Here is a 20,906-nt window from a genome sequence, read left to right as displayed (position 1 = left end):
GGAGGGAAACGCCGATGTCCGCTGCCGAGGCCGATCCGGCGACGATGGAGCCGCGCGCGTTCGCGCAACTGATCAAGCGCACCCCGACCGGCGAGCTGCGCGACGTCATGGGCGGCGAGCGCCGCGGCGTCTTTCTCGACGGCATCTTCGTGCGGATGCCCGGCCTGTTCCGGGCCGACCGGGCCGGCGCGATGGAGGCGGTCATCCACTGGACGGTGGGGGACCGGCCGGACGGCGGGGCCGACACCTACGAGCTGGTCATCTCCGGCGGCACCTGCCGGCTGTCGGCCCACCCGGCGCGCCAGCCGCGGCTGACCCTCACCGTCGGGGCCCTCGACTTCCTCAACCTCGTCACCGGCAACGCGCACCCGATGGCCATGTTCATGACGGGCAAGCTGAAGGCCGCGGGCGACATCCCCCTCGCCACCCGGATTCCGCGGCTGTTCGACATCCCGAAGGCCTGACCGATACAGCAATCACGGAGAAGACAGCGCCACCCGCGCCGGCGCATGCTCGAGCGACCGTGACGGCGACTCGAGCCGCGGTCATGCCGAGGCCGATGCAGTGCGGGGGCGGCCTGATGACCGAGTGCCAGAGAGGGCAAACCCGTGACAGAGCAGCCGAACGTGGTCTCCCACCTGATCGCCGAGGGCAACGACGTCGACCGGTTGGTGGCCGATCTCGACGAGAGCCGGTGGTCCACCCCGACCCCCGCGCCCGGATGGACCGTCGCGCACCAGATCGCCCACCTGTCGGCGGTGTTCCGGATGGCCGCGCTCGCGGCCGCCGACCCGCAGAAGTTCACCGCGTTCGCGTCGCGGCTCGGGCCCGACTTCAACGCCAACGTCGACGCGGCGCTCGCGCCGTTCCTCGCCCAGCCGCCGGGGCAGCTGCTGCAGAGCTGGCGGGCCGAGCGCGGCCGCGCCGAGGCCGCTGTGGGCGCGCTCCCGCCGGACCAGCTGGTGCCGTGGCTCGTTCGGCCGCTGCCGGCCCGGGTCCTCGCCGCGGCCGGGATGATGGAGCTGTTCGGCCACGGCCAGGACATCGCCGACGCGCTCGGCGTCCGCCGGGATTACACCGACCGCGTCCGGGTGCTCGTCGAGTTCGCGGTGCGGGTCTGGGACTTCGGCTACATCGCGCGCGGGCTCACGGCCCCGGACGTCGAGTTCGGCTTCGAGCTGACCGCCCCGTCCGGCGCCGTGTGGACGTTCGGGCCGCCGGACGCCGCCCAGCGCATCACCGGGCCGGCCGTGGACTTCTGCCTGCTGGTCACCCGGCGGCGCCACCGCGGCGACCTCGCCCTGGCCGCGACCGGTGCGGACGCCGAGCAGTGGCTCGACATCGCGCAGGCGTACCGCGGGCCCGCCGGCGCCGGCCGGGCCGCCGGCCAGTTCACGGTGTCGCAGCGGTAGTGCTCGTGTTCGCCGCCCCCGACCCTCAGCTCGGCTCCGGGTCGGGGGCGCACTCGTGGCAGTGGGCCGCCACCTGGTGCTCCTGGGACATCCGGCGCATAGCGGTGAAGGCGACCTCGAGCAGTACCGTGCGCACCACCGCCTCCGCACGGCCGGCGGCGGACCCGGTGTCCAGCAGCCGGAGCTCCTGCCGGGCCAGCTCGTTGGCGGCCTCGGCGTACGGCGTGAAGAAGTCGATGTCGGTCGCGCAGCCGAGCCGCTGCAGCGCCGTCACGACGAGCGCGAGCTGGGTCCGGCCGCGTGAGTCGTCGGCCACCAGCCAGCCCTGACCGTCGATGAATTCGTCGATGTCGGCCTGCGCCTTCTTGGTGGCGCTCAACGCCGGCTCCTCGGAGAACAGGACCCGGTTGACCGCCTCGAAAAGGTTGGGCAGGGGCAGTTGCCGGTCTTCTATTGCGTTGAGTAATTCTCGCACGGAAGACAGGTCCAGACGGCCGATACTGGTGAACGCACGAATGAGCCACAATCGACGAAGATGCTGCTCGCCGTACACGGCCTGATTGCGACTGGTGGATCTACCCGGAGGAAGGAGCCGCTCACGAAGATAAAACTTGATCGTCGCGACCGGCACGCCTGTATGTCGGCTAAGATCCGAGATGCGCACGCGACGTCCTCCCCCATGGTCGGCCTCACTGATCCAGCAGTGTAATTCCCCACATTGTCGAGGATCAATGGCTAGTCATTGATGTGCGATATGTCGGATATGCCGCCGCGGGCCGGGGCGCGGCCCACCGCCGGCGTGCGTCCGGCACGCCGGGGGCGCCGGCGCGGGCGTGGGCCCGGTACGGCGTGGGCCCGGTACGGCGTCCGAATACCCCTCACCCTATAGGGATTTGTCGAAGTTGTCGTCTTCTGGGTTGCGCCCCTGCCGGGCGGCCGCCACGCCGGCCTCCGCCCGGACTCACGCCGCCGTGCTGCTCGCGTGGTGCTCGTTCGCGGCCCGCGCCGCGGTGCCCACCAGTGAGGGCATGGTGCCCGCGGCCCGGGCGACGGCCAGCTGCCGCACGTCGAGCAGGGCGAGCAGCACGGGCGGGTCCAGCGCCTTGAGCGGCTTGAGCGTCACGTCGGCCCGGATGACGGAGTCCTTGCGGACCGCGATCGGGCCCTCGGTGGCCACGCAGATGGGCTGGCTGGGCGGCTGGTGCACGCTGTCGAAGGCGCCGGTGGCGCACTCCCGCGATGCGGACTGCGCCAGCAAATGCCAGGTGCCCGGCGGTACCGAGTCGAAGCCGAAGGGCCCCGGCCCGGTCAGGATCGCGCAGCGCACCGGCGTGCCCTCGGGGATGCGCTCGGGGAAGAGGCCGATGAAGACGAGCCCGCAGGTCTGGTCGGCGGGGGCGTGCACGACCCCCTCGACGCGTGCGCTCGACTGCACCAGCACGCAGGCCGGGTCGGTCTGGATCTGCTGGGCGAACCCGGCCCGCCGGCGGTAGGTGGTGGGTGACATGCCGACGCTGCGGCTGAACCGGGAGCTGAACGTGCCGATGCTGTTGTAGCCGACCCGCAGGCTGATGTCGGCGACGTTGAGGGAGGTGGAGACCAGCAGATACTTGGCGCGTTGCAGGCGCAGGGCCGACAGGAAGCGCCCTGGCGATACTCCGGTCACCCGCTGGAAAATGCGGGTGAAGTGGAATTTGCTGAACATCGCGGCCCGGGCCATGTCATCCACCGTGAGTTGCTCACTCAAATTCGCCCGCATGGTGGTGATGGCCCGGCGCACTGCTTGCTCCGCCGATTCCTCCATATCTCCTCCGATCGACCGAGTTGGACACGGTTGTCTTTCGACACGCGGGAAGGCATGCTCCGAAACATGACGGTAATGTGAATTGCTGGACCCTATTGACATCGACGGTGCCGAATGTCGTGAGGTCTGATTCGCGACGATCGAACCGGGTTCCGTCTCGTCTGGCGTTGAGGCTAGCCGAGGGATGACGGGTGAGCAACGGTGTGAAAGCGCTGAGTGCATGGACCGCAATCGTGAAGTCGGTGACCAGGGCGGGTGGCCCTGAATGCCGCGTCCATTTTCTGCGTTTAGGTCGATCTGCCGGATAGTAGAACGAACCACATCCGGTTCCGCACTACTCATTTACCGCCGCGGATTTACGTGCTTCATTGACTTCGGACTCGCCCATTGTGATAATGGGCCGGGTGACGGCCAGGGCGAGCAGACTCCCGGCGAACAACACCACGGCGACCACTCCGAGGGTGGGCCGGGCGGCCGGCAGGAATGCCTGACCGAAGGTGTCGGCCACCAGTTGCTGGAAGCGGCCGCCGAGGTCGCCCGGAAGCCCGTCCGGGGTCCGGACCCCGCCGTGCTGGCCACTGCCGAGCTGCAGGCCCCGATCGGCCGCCGCGGCGAAGCCGTCGACGAAGGGCCCGCGGGCCGACGGCGGCAGCTGCGTGGCCCGGTCGGCGGCGGCCTGGCGCAGCGAGGCGGCCAGGCGGTCCTGCAGGACCGCGCCGACGACCGCCGCGCCGAGCGCCGCGCCCACCTGCCGCGCGGTGTTGAGCACCGCGGATGCGGCCCCGGCCCGGTGCGGCGGCGTGGCGCGCATCGCCTCGGCCGTCGTCGGCGCGATCGCGCTGCCCATGCCGATGCCGATGAGCACCAGCGGCAGCACGAACACCGCGGCGCCCGACGTGCGCGAGGGCAGGAAGGCCACCCCCAGCACGCCCAGCGCGTAGGCCGCCAGCCCGCCGCACAGCAGCAGCCGGCTGCCGATCCGATCGGCGAGCCGCCCGGCGAGCGGGGCCACGGCGCTGAGCGTGAGGGTCCAGGGCAGCGCCGCCACGCCGGAGCCGAACGGGCTCATGCCGAGCAGCGTCTGGGTCTGCAGCACGAACACGAGCAGGAACCCGTACAGCGCGAACGACGTGATCAGCGTGATCAGCGTGGCGACGGTGAAGTTCCGGCGGGCGAACAGCTCCAACGGTACCAACGGCTCGGTCTGACGCTTTTCCCACAGCACGAAGAGCACCAGCAGCGCGACCGAGGCCGCCAGGATCGCCGGGATGCTCACCGGGCCCGCGACCCGCCCCCAGTGGTGGCGGCCGCCCTCGATGAGGCCGTAGACGACACCGACCAGGCCCAGGGTCGCCAGCAGCACCCCGACGAGGTCGAACCGGCTCGGCCGCGGTGTGCGCAGGTCCGGCACGAACCGGAACGTCAGCAGGATGCCGGCCAGCCCGATCGGCACGTTGATGAAGAAGATCCACCGCCAGCCGTACTCGGTGACGAGCAGCCCGCCCACCGTCGGTCCGCTGACCGCGGCGACGCCGGCGACCGCGGTGAAGATGCCGAAGGCCGCCCCGCGCCGCTCGGGGCGGAAGAGCCCGGAGATGAGCACCAGCGCCTGCGGCAGGAGGGCCGCGGCGCCCACGCCCTGGGCCACGCGGGCCGCGATGAGCTGAGCCGGGTCGGGGGCGGCGCCGCACCACACCGACGTGGCCGTGAACAGCGCCAGCCCGCCGGCGAACACGGCCCGGGGCCCGACCCGGTCGCCGAGCCGGCCGAAGACGATGAGCAGCGCGGCCAGCGCGATGAGGTAGCCGTTGAGCACCCACAGGATCTCGTCGATGCCGACGTCGAGGGAGCGCATCATGTCGGGGGCGGCGGTGTTGACGATGCTGGTGTCGAGCAGGATCAGGAAGTTGGCCAGGCACAGCACCAGCAGCGCCGGCCAGGGGCCGGACCGGGTCTTCACCGGGAGCCCTCCTTCCCCGCACCGGCGGCGGCGAGGTCGTGCCCGAGCTGCCGGGCGGTCGTCAGGCTCGCCCACGAGACGAGCTCGATCAGCGCCCGGTCGTCGTGGCCCTGGCCGCGGAAGTCCGCCACGACGGCGTCGGTGACCCGGTACGAGGCGAACGCGGCCAGCAGCGCCAGCCGCCCGGCCGGTCGCTCGGCCGCCGGCAGCGGGGCCACCGCGGGCTCGAGCCAGTCCCGCACGAACAGGCCGGGGGCCGGGCCGCCGCCGTCGGCCAGCCGTTCCAGCACGAGCCCCCGCACGCCGTCGGGCACGACGCGCCGCCCGCCGGCCTCGATCGCCGCGGCGGCCCGGGCCAGGGCCCCGGCGACGTGCGGCTGGCCGGCGGCCCAGGACAGGTCGGCGGGCAGCGGCGCCTCGGGCAGCAGGGGAAGCGACGTGCCGAGCGCCGGCCGGTGCCTGGCGAGGCCGCCCATGATGCGCCGGGCGACCCGCCGCACGGCCGTGCGCGCCGGCCCGGACACCGGCGGCAGCGGCGACTCGTGCAGGAAGATGTTCACCATCCGGTTGAGGTAGTGGAACGTCACGACGGTGGCGACCAGCTCGGGCACGTGCACGGCCCGGCAGGGCTCCGGCAGCGGGCCGCCGTCGCGGGCCCAGCGGGCGAGCGCGCGCAGCCGCGGGTCGGTGACGGCCTCCGTGCGCCCCGCGACGATCGCCTCGGCGTCCGGGCCGCCGGTGAGGCCGGCGAGCGTGGCGCCGTGCACCTCGACGCAGTACGGGCAGGCGTTGGCCGCCGACACGGCCGCCGCCACCGCCTCCTTCGCTTTCCGGTCGACCGCCCCGACGCACAGCAGGGTCTCGCGCACCACCATCCAGGCGGCGGCGAGGCTCAGCGGGGCCGGGGCGTGCAGCGCCACCGGCGGGGCGAGCATGCCGAAGTCGGCCTCGACCTGGTCGTACACCTCGGACACCAGCCCGGAGGCGGCGCGCCGCGCGACCGGTCTGACGTGGCGTACGTGTGCGAGGCCGACGCGGCGCGTCGCCCGAACGAGCATCTGGCCCACGGGACTTCCTCTCTCTGCGATGCGGCGCGGGTTCGCGCCGCACATGGGTCGGGGCACCGACGGCAGTGCCGCCGGTGCCCCGGATCGATCCGCTTCAGGCGGTGGGGGCGACGGCTCGCCGGCCCGCCGTTTCTCCGTTGGGTGCAGGGGCGCCGTAGGAGACGGCGACCCCGCGGGCCTGCAGCGCCGCGACGATGCCGGGCATGGCCCGCTCGGCCAGCGCGGCGATGGTCAGCGCCGGGTTGACGGTCAGCGCGCCCGGCACCGCCGAGCCGTCGGTGACGAAGATGCCCGGATGGTTGCGCAGCTCGTGCCCGTCGTCCAGCGCCGACGTGGCCGGGTCGTCACCGATCCGGCACGACGACAGCGGGTGTACCGTGTACGCCCCGACGAGATCGTTGGTCCACGGCATCACCCGCGCCAGCCCGTCCCGTTCGAGGATGTCCTTCACCGCGGCGTCGGCCAGGTTCCACCCGCGCCACGTGTTCCCCGTCGGGTGGTACCGCAGCGGCCCGTGCCCCAGCATCTGCTGCGAGAACCGGTGCGCGTTGCCGGTCTCCGGCGGCGGCCCGAAGACGCCCTCGTTGTCGTCCTCGGACATCGTGAACACGGTCAGCCACGACTGCCAGCGCCGCAGCATCTCCTTCTTCTCCGGGCCGAACCAGGTGGGGCCGGTGGCGTCCGGCACCTGGGCGAGGATGGTGCCGAGGCCGGGCGGGAAGTACAGCTGCTCGAGGGAGAACCGCTCGAACTCCGGCAGGGAGCCGTCGAGCCGGTCCCAGCTGGCGACGGTCGGGCCGCGGCCGATCTGGTTGGCCGCGTAGGCCGGCCCGTCGCCGCGGCTGAGGCCGAGCACCTCGCGCACGCGGTCCTCGTCGAAGACGGCGGTGTTGAGCCGCTCGCCGTTGCCGGAGAAGTAACGGCCGACCGCGTGCGGCATCGGGCCCAGGTCGGGCTCGGAGCGCTGCAGGATCACCGGGGTGGCGCCGGTACCGGCCGCCACGATCACGATCTTCGCGTCGATGGCCCCGGCGTCGTGCAGGATCCGGTAGTCCTCGCCGTCGACGATGCGGTAGTGGACCCGGTAGCCGCCGTCGTCGTTGCGCGTCAGGCGCTGCACCTCGTGCAGCGGCCGGATCTGCGCGCCGTGGGCGAGCGCCGCCGGCAGGTAGTTCAGCAGCAGCGAGCGCTTCGCGTCGAACCGGCAGCCCGCCATCATCCAGTTGCAGTTCGTGCACAGCTCGACGTCGACCGCCGACGGGGCCGGGTTGGCGGTGTGCCCGGCGTGCGCGCAGGCGGCCGCGAACAGCCCGCCCGCGTACGGCACCTTGTCCCAGGACTGCATCGTGATCGGCAGGGCCTCGGCGACGCGGTCGTACCAGGGGTCGAGCGCGGCCCGGCTGACCGCCGCCGGCCACATGCGCCGGCCGATGCTGCCCCGGCGCTCGAAGATGAACCCGGGCGCCCGCGGCATCGTGGCGAAGTAGACGACGCTGCCGCCGCCGACGCAGTTGCCGCCGAGCACGCTCATCCCGTCGCCGACGACGAAGTCGAAGATGCGGGTGTACGACGAGCCGAGCTTGAAGTCGTGGTCGAACTCCTCGCTCGTCAGCCAGGGCCCGCGCTCCAGCATCACCACGCGGGCGCCGCCGGCGGCGAGGTGGTAGCCGGCGATCGCGCCGCCGAAGCCGGTGCCGATGACGAGGACGTCGGTCTCCTCCGTTGCGTTCATGCCGGGACCTCCGCTTCGCTCCGGCCCCGCCATGACGAGACCTGTGCCTGCTGATGAGCGGCCACTCCGCTTCGCTCCGTACCGCTCATGCCGGGACCTCCGCTTCGCTCCGGCCCCGCCATGACGAGACCTGTGCCTGCTGATGAGCGGCCACTCCGCTTCGCTCCGTACCGCTCATGCCGGGCTCCCGGTCGCCGTCGTGTCGGGGTGGAGGCGGGCCAGCGGCCGGCCGTAGGAGAACCGCGGGAAGCGGAACAGCCCGTCGGCGTCGGGGCGCGCGTAGCCGATCGCGAGCAGGCCCGGGTGCCCGGCGGCGAACGCGTCGTGGGTGCTCATGTGCGCGGCGCTGTCGAAGGCCATGTTGCTGAACAGCGCGAGACCGACCCACAGCTGCTTCTCCGGGTGCCCGGGCGTGGTCAGGATCTGCACGAGGGCGGCGCGGTGCTCGTACGACAGCGCCACGAACGCCGGCACGTCGTCGTCGAGGTGCAGGCCGCGCTCCTCGGCGTAGTCCTCCGCGTGGTCGTTGAGCGTGAGGGCCAGCCCCTCCAGCGCGTCCGCGATCCCACCGGCGGGCTGTTCGAGGAGCTCGATGGCGCCCGAGGCGACCGCGCCGCCGCCGCTGGCGACACCCGCGATGGCGCGGTCGTCCGGCGAGCGCCGCTCGCCGGGAACGATGGTGTCGGCGAACGCCTCGAGCGTCATCGTCCGCGTCGGATCCGTTTCTGGCACACCGGGTTGCACGGCATACCCCTCCTGTTCGTGGGTGGTTCGGCTCGGGGGCTGTGAACCGGTATTTCCACACGGGCGGAATGGTGAGCGAATATGCCGGCGATGCGCCGCGCGGATCGGTTCTTCTGGTGCCGGACCATCGTCGCGGGAGCCTGAATCGGGGTGCATCTTCTGCGTTGCCGTTGCGCGTTGCGCTTTGTCACACCGTTTCGGAGATGCGCGCGGCGCGGCCGGCGAGGCGGCGGCCCAGCCGGCCGGTCGCGTGCAGCCAGGCCACCGTGTCGGCCATCGTGACGTACAGCGGCCGGGCCCCGGTGCCCAGCAGCGCGTCGGTGGCGGCGGCGTCGTACGGCCGCGCGGTGGCGCACAGGTAGACGGCGCCGTGCTCGGCCGGCAGGTGCACCGGCACCGCCCGCTGCAGCACCCCGACCAGCGCGCCGATCGGCAGCATCGCACGGGCGGGCAGGAAGACCGTCGGTAAGGTGCGCCCGGTGACCTCGCGCAGCGTCCGCACGTAGTCCCGGGTGGACACGTACCGGCCGGGCCCGAAGTAGCGGCGGGCACCGAGCCCCGGCCGCATCAGCCCGGCGTGCAGCGCGGCGGTGTCGCGGACGTCGCCGATCGGGAAGCCGCCGTACGGCCACATCGGCATCAGGCCGCGCAGGGCGTTGCGCAGGCGGGTGACCTGGTCGCCGAGGCGGTCGTCGTGCGGGCCGAGCACCGCGGGCGGGTAGGTGATGACGACGGGCGCCCCGTCGTCCTGGTGCCGGCGGGCGATCCGCTCGGCGTCGGCCTTCGTGCGCAGATAGGCATCGCGCGCCGTGCCGACCGGAGCCGCGGTGCTCAGCGGGGCGCCCGAACCGGCGTCCGGGCCGGGCAGCAGCGCGCCGAACGTCGACACGTGCACGATCGGGTCGAGCCCCGCGGCCCGGGCGGCGCCGAGGACCACCTCGGTGCCGGGCGCGTTGACGCGGCGCATCGCGGCCACGTCGCGGCTGTCGAAGCTGTACACGCCCGCGGCGTGCAGCACCGAGTCGCAGCCGGCGACCGCCCGCCGCACGGCGTCGCGGTCGGTGACGTCCCCGGCGGACGTGCCGACCTCGGCCGCGTCCACGCCCAGCGGCCGCAGCGCCGGGGCGACCGCCGCCGGGTTCCGCACCAGCATCCGCACCTCGTGACCGGCCCGCAGGAGCGCGGCGACCGAGTGCGCCCCGATGAACCCGGTTCCGCCGGTGACCAGGATCCGCATCGCCGCCTCCTCTACGTGCGCCAATCATCGCCAGCCCGGCCGCCGGGTGGTTCTCGCATCGTGCGGTGTCGCGCCCGCAGGCCTTGCCCGGGCTCCCGGACGGCAAATACTGGCTGCAGCCGAAGGAGGCAGCGATGATCGTCGGTCGAGTGGCGTCGTCAGTCGTCCAGCGTCAGGTCAAATATGTCGTGCCGGTGCCGGTGGAGTCCGCGGCCGGCCTCGTGTCCCGGGTGTACGAACAGGTCGCCGACGAGATGCGCATCGTCGTGCCGCCGGCCCTGCTGCACTCGCCCTCGCCCGACGTGCTCGCCGCGTACTGGATGCTCATGCGGGAGCCGCTGATGCCGACCCGGCACGTCGACCGGTCGACCAAGGAGGCGGTCGCCGCGGCGGTCTCGGTGGCCAACATCTGCCCGTACTGCGTCGACATGCACAGCGTCTCGCTGTACGACCTGTCCACCGAGCAGGACGCGGAGGCGCTGGCCGCGGACCGCGTCGAGGATCTCGCCGACCCGCACCAGCGCGCCGTCGCCGCCTGGGCGCGCACCGCGCACCAGCTCGACGACCCGGCCCCGGCGGCGCTGACGCCGGCCGCCCGCGCCGAGCTGACCGGGGTGGTGGTCAGCTTCCACTACCTGACCCGGATGGTGAACGTGTTCCTGTCCAGCTTCCTGCTCCCGCCCGGGCTGGGCCGGCGCTCCCGGCGGCGGGCGAAGCAGGGGATCAGCCGGATCCTGCGGGCCACGCTGCGCGCACCCCGCGAGGCCGGCCGGTCGCTGGCGCTGCTGCCCGACGCCGCCCTGCCGGCGAACGCGGGGTGGGCCGCGCCGCACCCGGAGGTGGCCGCGGCGGCGGCACGGTCCTACGCCGCGTTCGAGGCCGCCGGCGAGCGCTCGCTGCCGCCCGCGGTCCGCGCGATCGTCCTGGACCGGCTGGACCGGTGGCGGGGCGAGGAGACCGGGATCAGCACCGCGTGGTGCGAGGAGCTCATCGCCGGGCTGCCGCCGGCGGAGCGGGCCGCGGGACGGCTCGCGCTGCTGACCGCCCTCGCGTCGTACCAGGTCGACGAGGACGTGGTGGAGGAGTTCCGGCGGTACCACCCCCACGACGCGACGCTCGTCGACGCCGCCGCGTGGGCCGGCTACGCGGCCGCCGCGCTGGTCGGCGCCCGCCAGCAGGCCGCGTCCCTGCGGTAGCGCACTTTCGAAGAAGTTTCGGCCCGCCCCGACCGGCAGGGTGGACGGCAAACCGTGCGAGGAGGCCAGATGGTGAGCAGGGCAGAGGCGCAGCCGTACCGGGGCGGGCTGTCGCAGTGGTTGAGCGGGCGCGGCCATCGGCTCGCGCTCAACGGCTTCATGGTGATCGTGCTCGCGCACTGGGCCGAGCACCTCACCCAGGCGTACCAGATCTGGGTCCTGGGCTGGCCGGTGCCGAAGTCCAAGGGCGCGCTGGGGCTGGCGTACCCGTGGCTCGTCACGTCCGAGTGGCTGCACTACGGCTACGCGCTGGTGATGCTGGTCGGGCTGTGGCTGCTGCGCGGCGGGTTCGTGGGCCGGGCCCGCATCTGGTGGATGGTGGCGTTCGCGATCCAGTTCTGGCACCACATCGAGCACCTGCTGCTGTTCATCCAGGCCCAGACCGGCACGTTCTTCTTCGGCCGGGCCGTGCCCACCAGCGTGCTGCAGCTGGTGTTCCCGCGCGTCGAGCTGCACCTGTTCTACAACACCATCGTGTTCCTGCCGATGGTGGTCGCGGTCTGGCTGCACATGCGCCCGAACCGGGCCGAGGCCCAGCAGGCGACGTGCGCCTGTGCCGGTACCAGGGCACCGGCCTTGTCGGTCGCGTGATGACGCGGCCCTCGGGGGCCGGGGTCAGGCCCGCACCGGCCCGGCCGGGGCCGGTGCGGCGAATGCTGGGCGGGTTCGTGGTGGCGGCGGTGGCGATCACCGTCGCCACCCTTGCGTTGCTTGACCCCCCGGCCCGGTTCACCGGCACCGACCCGGCCGACGGCACCGTGCTCGGCGCGCCGCCGTCGCGCGTCGCCGCCGTGTTCACGGGCGGCTTCGAGCCGCGGGAGATGCACCTCACCGTCGCACCGGCCGGCGGCGGGCCGTCCGTCACGACCGGCCCCGTGCGCCGCGACGGCTCGGCGATCACCGTCGCGGTGTCCATCACGGCGACGGGGGAGTACCTCGTCGGCTACCACGTCCTGCTCGCCGACGGCCGGGAGCTGTCCGGCATCACCCGCTTCACCGTGTCCGGCACCGGGCCCGCGCCGGCCGCCGGCGGCCCGCCGGCCGAGGCGGAGGGCGACGGCGGGCACGTGCACGGCGGCGACGACCCGCTCAGCCTGGGCCTGCTCGCCCTCGACCTGGTCCTGCTGGTCGTCGTCGCGATCGTGCTGCTGCGCCGGCCACGGCGCCGAGACCGCACGGCAGGAGGCGGCACCGGGCCCATCGGCGCGTGACGATGGGTCGGGTGCCGCCGGCCGGCGGCGGCCGGACCGCGGGAGGACCACCATGCCCACCATGCTCGGCTCGCTGCGCAGGCTGGCGCTCACTCCGTCCCTGCTCGAGGTGACCTTCGCCGAACGGGGCTTCCCGGCCCCGGCGACCGCCGCGACCAGGCGGCTGGAGGCGATTCCCCAGGCCGTCATCTGCGGCTTCGAATGGGGCATCGACATGCGCTCCCAGTGGGAGCTGGAGCGCCGCCTGGAGCTGGTGGAGCCGGAGATGCGCGGCTTCGCCTACGAGGGCGCGGCGATGGCCTGCACGGTGCTCGACGCGATGGGCCCCGGCCGCGGCCACCGCGCCCGGGACCTGCTGAGCGGGCCCGGGTTGCCGCACACGTTCCTCACCTACATCGGCATCGGCTTCGCCATGGCCCGGCTGCCGCGGGTGCTGTGGAAGAAGGTCCTGCCGGACCTCACCGGCACCCCGTACTACCCGACGATGAGCTGGCTGGCCGTCGACGGGTACGGCTTCGACCGCGCCTACTTCCAGACGCCGCGCTGGGTCGGGCGGCAGGAGCGGTTCGAGCCTTACCCGTGGCAGGGGCACTCCGGGTACTTCAACCGCGCCTGCGACCAGGGCGTCGGCCGGGCGCTGTGGTTCATCCACGGCGGCCAGGCGGCCGACGTGGTGAGCGCGGTCGAGCGCTTCGCGGTCGAGCGCCGGGCCGACCTGTGGAGCGGCGTGGGCCTGGCGGCGACGTTCGCCGGCGGCTGCGACGCCGAGGGGCTCCGGCTGATGCGCCGCGCCGCCGGCGCCGACGGCGCACACCTGGCCCAGGGCTCCGTGTTCGCGGCCAAGGCCCGGGTCTTCTCCGGGTTCGTACCGCCGCACACCGAGGTGGCCACGGGCGCGTTCTGCGACATGTCCACGGCCTGGGCGGCCGAGCTCGCCGACGACGTCGCCACCGGCGGGCTGGCCGGCGGCACCGCCGAGCCGGACTACGAGGTGTGGCGCAGCCGCGTCCGTGACCATTTCCTGGTCGCCACCACGCCCTCGAAGTAGTAACAAGCGTTATCCACTTTCCATTGTTCGTCGTTTCCCGCAAGGGCGAAGAAGACGATTCCATCGATACCAATGATGATGGTTGTGACTTCCTCGACCAGGGGGCGTAATGAGCTATTGGCGATCGCTGAGGCGTCGTGTTCTGACACCGAACGTGTCGGAGACCAAACTCGAGGTCCGGGGCTTTCACGTGAAGAGCCCGGAAGCGCGGCACCGGCTGGAAACGGTCGGTGAGTCATTTCTGCGCGGTTATGCGCTGGCGGCGGAGGCCAGGCGGCCGCTCGACGCCGAGACCGGGCTGGAGCGGGTGAACGCCGAGTTCCGCGGCTTCGCCTACGAGGGCGCGGCGATGGGCTACGCGGTCCGCGACGGGCTGCCACTGGGCCGCCGCGACCACGTCGAGCAGTTCCTGCGGGGCCGCGCCGACCGGCACGTCTACATGGCCTACGTCGGGGTCGGCTGGGCGATGGCCCGGGTGCCGAAACTGCGGTGGCCGACGCTGCACATGCCCGACCCGCTGCTGCGCTGGCTGGTGCTGGACGGCTACGGGTTCCATCAGGCCTACTTCCGCACCCGCCGCTACGTGTACGAGCAGTACCGCGACGACCGCTTCGCCTGGCCCGGCGGCGGACCCGGCGACTACGCCAACCGCGTCGTCGACCAGGGCGTCGGCCGCGCGACGTGGTTCGTGGCCGGCACCGAGCCGCGGCGCGTGGTCGAGCTGTTCGCGAAGTTCGCGCCGCACCGGCGGGCCGACCTGTACTCCGGCGCGGGCCTCGCGGCCACCTACGCCGGCGGCGCCGACGCCGCGGAGCTGGAGTGGTTCCGCGACGCGGCCGGGGCGCACGCGGTCGACATCGCGCAGGGGTCGGCCTTCGCGGCCGCCGCCCGGCTGCGGGCCGACCTGCTGGTGCCGCACAACGAAGTCGCGACCAAGGTCTTCTGCGGCATGTCGCCCGCGGAGGCCGCGAAGGTGACCGACGAGACGCGGGTCCAGCTGCCCGGGCGCGCCGACATCGCCGACTACGAGGTCTGGCGGCAGCGAATCAGGGATGCGTTCGTACCCGTCGGCCGCTGAGGCGAGCCAACTGCGCGGTGTGGTGGCCGCGGGAGGAGAGGGTGTTTCAGCATGACGAAAATCGCTGTGGTGGGCATGGCATGCCGGTATCCGGACGCCACGTCGCCGCGGGAGCTGTGGGAGAACGCGGTGGCCGGGCGGCGCGCGTTCCGCCGCCTGCCGGACGTGCGCATGCGGCTGGACGACTACTGGGCGGCGGACCAAAAGACCCCGGACCGCTTCTACGCCCGCAACGCCGCCGTCATCGAGGGGTACGAGTTCGACCGGATCGCCTACAAGATCGCCGGGAGCACGTTCCGCTCCACCGACATGACGCACTGGCTGGCGCTGGACGTGGCCGCGATGGCCCTCGCCGACGCCGGGTTCCCGATGGGTGAGGGGCTGCCCCGCGAGCGTACCGGCGTCGTCGTCGGCAACACCCTCACCGGCGAGTTCTCCCGCGCGAACCAGCTGCGGCTGCGCTGGCCGTTCGTGCGGCGCATGGTGGCCGCCGCGCTCAAGGAGCAGGACTGGGACGACGACCAGCTCGGCACATTCCTCGACGACTTCGAGGCGACGTTCAAGAGCCCGTTCCCGGAGATCGACGAGGACACGCTCGCGGGGGCGCTGTCCAACACCATCGCCGGGCGGATCTGCAACCACTTCGACCTCAAGGGCGGCGGCTACACCGTCGACGGCGCGTGCTCCTCGTCGCTGCTGTCGGTGGCCACGGCGTGCAAGGCGCTGCTCGACGGCGACGTCGACGTCGCGGTCGCCGGCGGCGTCGACCTGTCCATCGACCCGTTCGAGATCATCGGCTTCGCCAAGACCGGCGCCCTCGCCACCGGCGAGATGCGGGTCTACGACCGCGCCTCCAACGGCTTCTGGCCCGGCGAGGGCTGCGGCATGGTCGTGCTGATGCGCGAGCCGGAGGCGGCCAAGGCCGGGCACCGCATCTACGCGTCCGTGGCCGGGTGGGGCATCTCCTCGGACGGCAAGGGCGGGATGACGCGCCCGGAGATCCGGGGGTACCAGCTCGCGCTGCGCCGTGCCTACGAGCGCTCCGGTTACGGCATCGACACCGTGGGGCTCTTCGAGGGCCACGGCACCGGTACCAAGGTCGGCGACGCCACCGAGCTCACCGCCCTCTCCGAGGCGCTCAACGCGGCCGGTGGCGACCGCCCGGTGCCGATCGGCTCCATCAAGGGCATGATCGGGCACACCAAGGCGGCCGCCGGCGTGGCCGGCCTCATCAAGGCCGCGATGGCCGTGCACCACGAGGTGCTGCCGCCGAGCGTCGGCAGCGTCGACCCGCACGAGGTGCTCACCCGGGACGCGCCGAACCTGCGCACCCTGCGCAAGGCCGAGCCCTGGCCGGCCGACGTGCCGGTGCGGGCGGGCGTCACCGCGATGGGCTTCGGCGGCATCAACACGCACGTCGCGCTGGCCGGCGCCCGGCCCCGCCGGCGTACCACCTTCGACACCCGCACGCGCGCGCTCGCCGCGTCGGTGCAGGACGCGGAGCTGCTGCTCGTCGACGCCGCGTCGCCGGGCGAGCTGGTCGAGCGGCTCGACCGGCTGATCGAGTTCGTGCCCGGGCTCGCCTACGCCCAGCTCGCCGACCTGGCCGCGACGCTGCACCGCGAGCTGCGCGACCTGCCGTTCCGGGCCGCGGCCGTGGTCTCCTCACCGGAGGACGCGGTGGCGCGCCTGACGCGGATCCGCGACGCCGCCGGGGCCGGTGAGACGACGATGCTCTCGGCCGACGGCCGGTGCCTGCTCGGCCACGCCGGCGGGCCGCGCCGGATCGGCTTCCTCTTCCCCGGGCAGGGGTCCGGGCGGGGCGTGAGCGGGGGCGCGCTGCGCCGCCGGTTCGCCGAGGCCGAGGAGGCGTACGTGGGCGCCGCGCTGCCGACCGGCGGCGACGTGGTGGCGACCGAGGTGGCCCAGCCGCGCATCGTCACCGGCTCGATCGCCGGGCTGCGGGTGCTCGGTACCCTCGGCATCGAGGCGTCCGTCGCGGTCGGGCACAGCCTCGGCGAGATCTCGGCCCTGCAGTGGGCCGGCGCGCTCGACGAGGAGACCCTGCTGCGCGTCGCCGGCGTCCGGGGCCGCACGATGGCCGCGCACAGCGCGTCGGGCACCATGGCCGGCGTCAGCGCCGGCCCCGACATCGTGGCGACGCTGTTCAAGGACCTGCCGGTGGTGATCGCCGGCTACAACGGGCCGAGCCAGACGGTCATCGCCGGCGCGGTCGACGCGGTGCTGGCCGCCTGCGAGTCGGCCCGCGGGGCCGGGCTGCAGGCCACCCGGCTGCCGGTGTCGCACGCGTTCCACTCGCCGCTGGTCGCCCCGGCCGCGGCGGCGTTCGCCGAGGCGCTCGCCGGTGAGGCGTTCGGGCCGGTGTCCCGCCGGGTCGTCTCCACCGTCACCGGCGACGTGCTGGCCCCCGACACCGACGTCGTCGCCCTGCTGCACCGCCAGATCACCGACCCGGTGCTGTTCAGCCAGGCGGTCGCGCTGGCCGCGAAGAACGTCGACCTGTTCATCGAGGTCGGCCCGGGCCGGGTCCTCGGCTCGCTCGCCGGCGCGTCGACGGAGGTGCCCACCGTCTCCCTGGAGACCGACGACGAGTCGATCGAGAGCCTGCTGCGGGTCGTCGGCGCCGCCTACACCATGGGCGGGGCGCGCGTCGACGTGGCGCTGTTCCACGGCCGGCTCGTCCGGCCGCTGCAGGTCGGCGCGGAGATGAAGTTCTTCGCCAGCCCCTGCGAGGCCGCGCCGATCTCGACCCTGCCGTCCAGTCGCCGCAGCACGGCGCCGGCGGAACCGGCCCCGAGCCCGTCCTCGGCCACAATGACCAGTCCGGACACCCCGGCGGGCCAGGTGGCCGAGGACGCACCCCGGCAGTCCGCCGAAGACCTGCTGCGCCGGCTCGCGGCCGAGCGGGCGGAGCTGCCGCTGGAGCTGGTGAGCAGCGACAGCCGGCTCCTCGACGACCTGCACCTGAGCTCGATCACCGTCGGGCAGGTCGTCAACCAGGCCGCGCAGCAGCTGCAGGCGCCCGCGGCCCACCTGCCCACCAACTTCGCCACCGCGACCGTCCGGGAGCTGGCCGAGGCGCTGGAGTCGGTGGCCCGCACGGCCGCCGACGCGGCGGCCGGGGCCGGGACGCCCGTCGTGGCCGGCGCCGCCGCCTGGGCCCGGCCCTGGCGGCTGGACCTCGACGAGGAGCCGGTGCCGGCGCGGGTCGCGCCGGAGGCCGTCGGCCGCTGGCAGGTGTACGCCCCGAGCGAGCACCCGCTCGGCGAGGAGCTGCGCCAGGCGCTGACCAACGCCCGGCTCGGCAACGGCGTCCTGGTCTGCCTGCCGCCGGACTGCGCCGAGGAGGACCTGCGCTACGCCCTGCACGGCGCGAAGTCGGTGCTGGGCGCGCCCGACGGGACCCGCTTCGTGCTCGTCCAGCACGGGCGCGGTGCGGCCGGCCTGGGCAAGACGCTGCGCCTCGAGGCGCCGCAGCTGCGCACGACAATCGTGCACCTGCCGGTCGGGCCGGGCGCGATCGACAAGGTCGTCGCCGAGGTCGGCGCGACCGCGACCTACGCCGAGGTCCACTACGACGGCGACCGCCGCCTGGTGCCGACGCTGCGCGCGATGCCGGTCCGGCCCAGCCACCGTCAGGCGGCGCTGGGCGCCGGCGACGTGCTGCTGGTGACCGGCGGCGGCAAGGGCATCACCGCCGAGTGCGCCCTGGCGATGGCGACCGACAGCGGGGCCCGCCTGGCGCTGCTGGGCCGCTCGGACCCGGCCGCGGACGCGGAGCTCTCGGCCAACCTCGCCCGCATCGCCGCGGCCGGGGTGACCGTGCGCTACGCCCGGGCCGACGTGACGGACGCCGCCGCGGTACGGCGGGCGGTCGACGAGCTGACCGGTGAGCTGGGGCCGGTCACGGCCGTGCTGCACGGCGCGGGCCGCAACGAGCCCACCGGCCTGGCGAGCCTGGACATGGCGGCGGTGCGCAGCACGTTCGCGCCGAAGATCGACGGCCTGCGCGCCGTCCTCGACGCCGTCGAACCCGAGCGGCTGCGGCTGCTGGTCACCCTCGGCAGCATCATCGGCCGGGCCGGCCTGCGGGGCGAGGCGCACTACGCCACCGCCAACGAATGGCTGGCCGATCTCACCGTCGAGTTCGGCCGGCAGTACCCGAACTGCCGCAGCCTGTGCCTGGAGTGGTCGGTGTGGTCGGGCGTCGGCATGGGGGAGCGGCTCTCGGTCGTGGAGTCCCTGAGCCGCGACGGCGTCACGCCGGTCACCCCCGACCAGGGCGTGGCGATTCTGCGCCGGCTCCTCGCCGACCCGCAGACCCCGCCGGTGACGGTCATCAGCGGGCGCACCGAGGGCATCGATACCGTCCGGTACCACCTGCCGAAGCTGCCGCTGCTGCGCTTCGTCGAGCGGCCGCTGATCCGCTACCACGGCGTCGAGGTGGTCACCGAGGCCGAGCTCAGCGTCGGCGTCGACGGGTACCTCGCCGACCACCACCTCGACGGCAACCTGCTGTTCCCGGCGGTCTTCGGGATGGAGGCGATGGCGCAGGTGGCCGCCGCCGTCACCGGGGTCGCCACGGTGCCGGTGATCGAGCAGGCCGAGTTCCTGCGCCCGATCGTGGTGCCGCCGTACGGCCGGACCACGATCCGGATCGCGGCCGTGGTGACCGACGACGACACCATCGAGGCGGCCATCCGCAGCGAGGAGACGGCGTTCGCCGCCGATCACTTCACCGCCCGGCTGCGCCTCGGCGCCGTCGCGGTGCCGGACGGCCCGCCGGACCAGGTCGCCGACGGCCTGAGCCCGGTGCCCCTCACGCCCGGCGACCTCTACGGCGGCACCCTGTTCCAGGGCGGCCGGTTCCAGCGGCTGCGCCGGTACCACCGCGCCGCCGCCCGCCACGTCGACGTCGACGTCGAGTCGGTCGAGGCGGTGGACTGGTTCGCCCCGTTCGTGCCGCACGAGCTGCTGCTGGGCGACCCCGGGGTGCGCGACGCGCTCATGCACGGCAACCAGGTCTGCGTCCCCGACGCCACCCTGCTGCCGGCCGGCGTCGAGCGGATCCACCCCGGCGGGGAGAAGCTCTCCGCGGCCCGGGAGCTTCGCTACTGCGCCACCGAGCGCAGCCGCGACGGCGACACCTACATGTACGACATCGCGCTGCGCAACGAGACCGGCGCGGTGGTCGAGCGCTGGGAGGGGCTGCGCCTGCGGGCCGTGCGCAAGCAGGACGGCCGCGGACCGTGGGTCGCCCCGCTGCTCGGCCCCTACCTGGAGCGCACCCTCGGGGACCTCACCGGCGCCCGGGTGGCCGTGGTGGTCGAGCCGGACGGCCCGGCCGACAAGCGGGCCGACCACGTCGCGCAGCGGCGGGCCCGGACGCTGGTGGCCGCCGGGCGGGCGTTCGGCCGCCCGGTCGAGCTGACCTACCGGCCCGACGGCCGGCCCGAGGTGGCCGGGGACCGCACGGTCTCGGCCGCGCACGGGGCCGGGGTCACGCTGTTCGTCGCCGCGCCGGGGCTGCTCGGCTGCGACGTCGAGCAGGTCGAGGAGCGCACCGAACAGACGTGGGAGGGCCTGCTCGGCACGCACGCCGAACTGGCCCGGCTCATCTGCGCGACGACCGGCGACAGCCTCGACACCGCCGGCACGCGGGTCTGGTCGGCGATCGAGTGCCTGCAGAAGGCCGGGCTGCCGCCGCGGGGCCCGCTCACCCTGCAGCCCGCGGCCCGCGACGGCTGGGTCGTGCTCAAGGCCGGCGAGGCCTGCGTCGCGACGTTCGTGACGACCCTGCGCGACGTGGCCCGCCCGGCCGTGTTCGCCGTGCTGACCGCTGCGGTGGCGGCCGAAGGGGAGCGGTGAGCGTGGACAAGTACTTCGAGATCCTGCACACCGTCGGCTTCGAAGAGACGAACATCGTCGGCAACGTGTACTACGTCAACTACCTGCGCTGGCAGGGCCGCTGCCGGGAGATGTTCCTCAAGCGGCACGCCCCGGACGTGCTCGCCGACCTGCAGGCCGACCTCAAGCTCTTCACGCTGCGGGTCGACTGCGAGTTCTTCGCCGAGATCACGGCCTTCGACGACCTCTCCATCCGGATGCGGCTGGTGGAGCTGGCCCAGACGCAGCTGGAGTTCGGGTTCGACTACGTGCGGCTCAACCCGGGCGGCGGCGAGACGCTCGTCGCCCGGGGGTCCCAACGAGTGGCGTGCATGCGGGGGCCCAACACCCGCACCGTGCCGGCCCGGGTGCCCGACGCGCTGCAACGCGCGCTCGAGCCCTACGCCGTCGACGCGCGCGCCGGGTACCGGCCCTAGCCATGCAGGAGGT

General features: G+C 73.7%; 16 protein-coding genes. 9 read left to right on the top strand and 7 right to left on the bottom strand.

All coding sequences use genetic code 11. The annotated features are described in order from the left end of the window. Nucleotides 1-14: 14 nt before the first annotated feature. Nucleotides 15-464, top strand: a complete 450-nt coding sequence (locus ACPPVO_RS32000) for an SCP2 sterol-binding domain-containing protein (protein WP_426502264.1) — start codon at nt 15-17, stop codon at nt 462-464. A gap of 144 nt (nt 465-608) precedes the next feature. Then, on the top strand, nt 609-1,412 hold the full coding sequence (locus ACPPVO_RS31995) for a TIGR03084 family metal-binding protein (protein WP_426502263.1): 804 nt from the start codon (nt 609-611) through the stop codon (nt 1,410-1,412). 25 nt (nt 1,413-1,437) lie between these two features. Here the strand turns inward: ACPPVO_RS31995 and ACPPVO_RS31990 are convergent, their stop codons facing one another. The 7 genes from ACPPVO_RS31990 to ACPPVO_RS31960 all read right to left on the bottom strand — a co-directional run bounded on the left by ACPPVO_RS31990 (nt 1,438) and on the right by ACPPVO_RS31960 (nt 9,956). Next, entirely contained in the window at nt 1,438-2,076 is a 639-nt protein-coding gene (locus ACPPVO_RS31990; RefSeq protein ID WP_426502262.1) for a MerR family transcriptional regulator, read from the bottom strand. A 297-nt stretch (nt 2,077-2,373) separates the two neighbouring features. Then, nucleotides 2,374-3,216, bottom strand: a complete 843-nt coding sequence (locus ACPPVO_RS31985) for a helix-turn-helix domain-containing protein (RefSeq protein ID WP_426502261.1) — start codon at nt 3,214-3,216, stop codon at nt 2,374-2,376. A 334-nt stretch (nt 3,217-3,550) separates the two neighbouring features. After that, on the bottom strand, nt 3,551-5,176 hold the full coding sequence (locus tag ACPPVO_RS31980; protein ID WP_426502260.1) for a DHA2 family efflux MFS transporter permease subunit: 1,626 nt from the start codon (nt 5,174-5,176) through the stop codon (nt 3,551-3,553). Continuing rightward, nucleotides 5,173-6,234 carry a carboxymuconolactone decarboxylase family protein gene (locus ACPPVO_RS31975; RefSeq protein ID WP_426502259.1) on the bottom strand — a complete coding sequence of 354 codons (1,062 nt, stop codon included), beginning with the start codon at nt 6,232-6,234 and terminating at the stop codon, nt 5,173-5,175. Before ACPPVO_RS31975 ends, ACPPVO_RS31980 begins: the two co-directional genes overlap by 4 nt. A 103-nt stretch (nt 6,235-6,337) precedes the next feature. After that, a complete protein-coding gene (locus tag ACPPVO_RS31970; protein ID WP_426502258.1) occupies nt 6,338-7,975 on the bottom strand; it encodes an FAD-dependent oxidoreductase in 1,638 nt (545 codons plus the stop codon). Between the two features lie 174 nt (nt 7,976-8,149). Further along, nucleotides 8,150-8,680, bottom strand: coding sequence for a DUF5987 family protein (locus tag ACPPVO_RS31965; RefSeq protein WP_426502257.1), 531 nt, complete (start codon nt 8,678-8,680; stop codon nt 8,150-8,152). 226 nt (nt 8,681-8,906) lie between these two features. Then, nucleotides 8,907-9,956 (bottom strand): NAD-dependent epimerase/dehydratase family protein, encoded by a 1,050-nt coding sequence (locus ACPPVO_RS31960; protein WP_426502256.1) that lies wholly within the window; start codon nt 9,954-9,956, stop codon nt 8,907-8,909. A gap of 134 nt (nt 9,957-10,090) precedes the next feature. On the opposite strand from ACPPVO_RS31960, the gene ACPPVO_RS31955 reads away from it, so the two are divergent. The 7 genes from ACPPVO_RS31955 to ACPPVO_RS31925 all read left to right on the top strand — a co-directional run bounded on the left by ACPPVO_RS31955 (nt 10,091) and on the right by ACPPVO_RS31925 (nt 20,893). Further along, nucleotides 10,091-11,152, top strand: a complete 1,062-nt coding sequence (locus ACPPVO_RS31955; protein WP_426502255.1) for a carboxymuconolactone decarboxylase family protein — start codon at nt 10,091-10,093, stop codon at nt 11,150-11,152. A gap of 69 nt (nt 11,153-11,221) precedes the next feature. Further along, nucleotides 11,222-11,803: a hypothetical protein gene (locus tag ACPPVO_RS31950; RefSeq protein WP_426502254.1), complete on the top strand. Its 582-nt coding sequence runs from the start codon at nt 11,222-11,224 to the stop codon at nt 11,801-11,803. Beyond that, nucleotides 11,803-12,423 carry a copper resistance CopC family protein gene (locus ACPPVO_RS31945; protein WP_426502253.1) on the top strand — a complete coding sequence of 207 codons (621 nt, stop codon included), beginning with the start codon at nt 11,803-11,805 and terminating at the stop codon, nt 12,421-12,423. Before ACPPVO_RS31950 ends, ACPPVO_RS31945 begins: the two co-directional genes overlap by 1 nt. 52 nt (nt 12,424-12,475) lie before the next feature. Continuing rightward, the gene (locus ACPPVO_RS31940) at nt 12,476-13,471 is read left to right on the top strand and encodes a DUF1702 family protein (protein ID WP_426502252.1); all 996 of its coding nucleotides are present in this window, start codon (nt 12,476-12,478) and stop codon (nt 13,469-13,471) included. Between the two features lie 109 nt (nt 13,472-13,580). Further along, the gene (locus tag ACPPVO_RS31935) at nt 13,581-14,549 is read left to right on the top strand and encodes a DUF1702 family protein (protein WP_426502251.1); all 969 of its coding nucleotides are present in this window, start codon (nt 13,581-13,583) and stop codon (nt 14,547-14,549) included. A gap of 51 nt (nt 14,550-14,600) precedes the next feature. Continuing rightward, the gene (locus tag ACPPVO_RS31930; RefSeq protein WP_426502250.1) at nt 14,601-20,438 is read left to right on the top strand and encodes an SDR family NAD(P)-dependent oxidoreductase; all 5,838 of its coding nucleotides are present in this window, start codon (nt 14,601-14,603) and stop codon (nt 20,436-20,438) included. Between the two features lie 2 nt (nt 20,439-20,440). Continuing rightward, entirely contained in the window at nt 20,441-20,893 is a 453-nt protein-coding gene (locus ACPPVO_RS31925; RefSeq protein ID WP_360390831.1) for an acyl-CoA thioesterase, read from the top strand. The last annotated feature ends 13 nt before the right edge of the window (nt 20,894-20,906 follow it).

Source organism: Dactylosporangium sp. McL0621, from assembly GCF_049995355.1.
GTDB lineage: Bacteria > Actinomycetota > Actinomycetes > Mycobacteriales > Micromonosporaceae > Dactylosporangium.
This window is presented reverse-complemented; position numbering and strand designations above follow the sequence as displayed.

What these genes read in the sequence shown, in the direction of transcription:
- ACPPVO_RS31945 (WP_426502253.1), top strand. Translation starts at nt 11,803, where the DNA reads ATGACGCGGCCCTCGGGGGCCGGGGTCAGGCCCGCACCGGCCCGGCCG.
- ACPPVO_RS31930 (WP_426502250.1), top strand. Translation starts at nt 14,601, where the DNA reads ATGACGAAAATCGCTGTGGTGGGCATGGCATGCCGGTATCCGGACGCC.
- ACPPVO_RS31950 (WP_426502254.1), top strand. Translation starts at nt 11,222, where the DNA reads ATGGTGAGCAGGGCAGAGGCGCAGCCGTACCGGGGCGGGCTGTCGCAG.
- ACPPVO_RS31940 (WP_426502252.1), top strand. Translation starts at nt 12,476, where the DNA reads ATGCCCACCATGCTCGGCTCGCTGCGCAGGCTGGCGCTCACTCCGTCC.
- ACPPVO_RS31975 (WP_426502259.1), bottom strand. Translation starts at nt 6,234, where the DNA reads ATGCTCGTTCGGGCGACGCGCCGCGTCGGCCTCGCACACGTACGCCAC.
- ACPPVO_RS31985 (WP_426502261.1), bottom strand. Translation starts at nt 3,216, where the DNA reads ATGGAGGAATCGGCGGAGCAAGCAGTGCGCCGGGCCATCACCACCATG.
- ACPPVO_RS31935 (WP_426502251.1), top strand. Translation starts at nt 13,581, where the DNA reads ATGAGCTATTGGCGATCGCTGAGGCGTCGTGTTCTGACACCGAACGTG.
- ACPPVO_RS32000 (WP_426502264.1), top strand. Translation starts at nt 15, where the DNA reads ATGTCCGCTGCCGAGGCCGATCCGGCGACGATGGAGCCGCGCGCGTTC.
- ACPPVO_RS31955 (WP_426502255.1), top strand. Translation starts at nt 10,091, where the DNA reads ATGATCGTCGGTCGAGTGGCGTCGTCAGTCGTCCAGCGTCAGGTCAAA.
- ACPPVO_RS31970 (WP_426502258.1), bottom strand. Translation starts at nt 7,975, where the DNA reads ATGAACGCAACGGAGGAGACCGACGTCCTCGTCATCGGCACCGGCTTC.
- ACPPVO_RS31960 (WP_426502256.1), bottom strand. Translation starts at nt 9,956, where the DNA reads ATGCGGATCCTGGTCACCGGCGGAACCGGGTTCATCGGGGCGCACTCG.
- ACPPVO_RS31965 (WP_426502257.1), bottom strand. Translation starts at nt 8,680, where the DNA reads ATGACGCTCGAGGCGTTCGCCGACACCATCGTTCCCGGCGAGCGGCGC.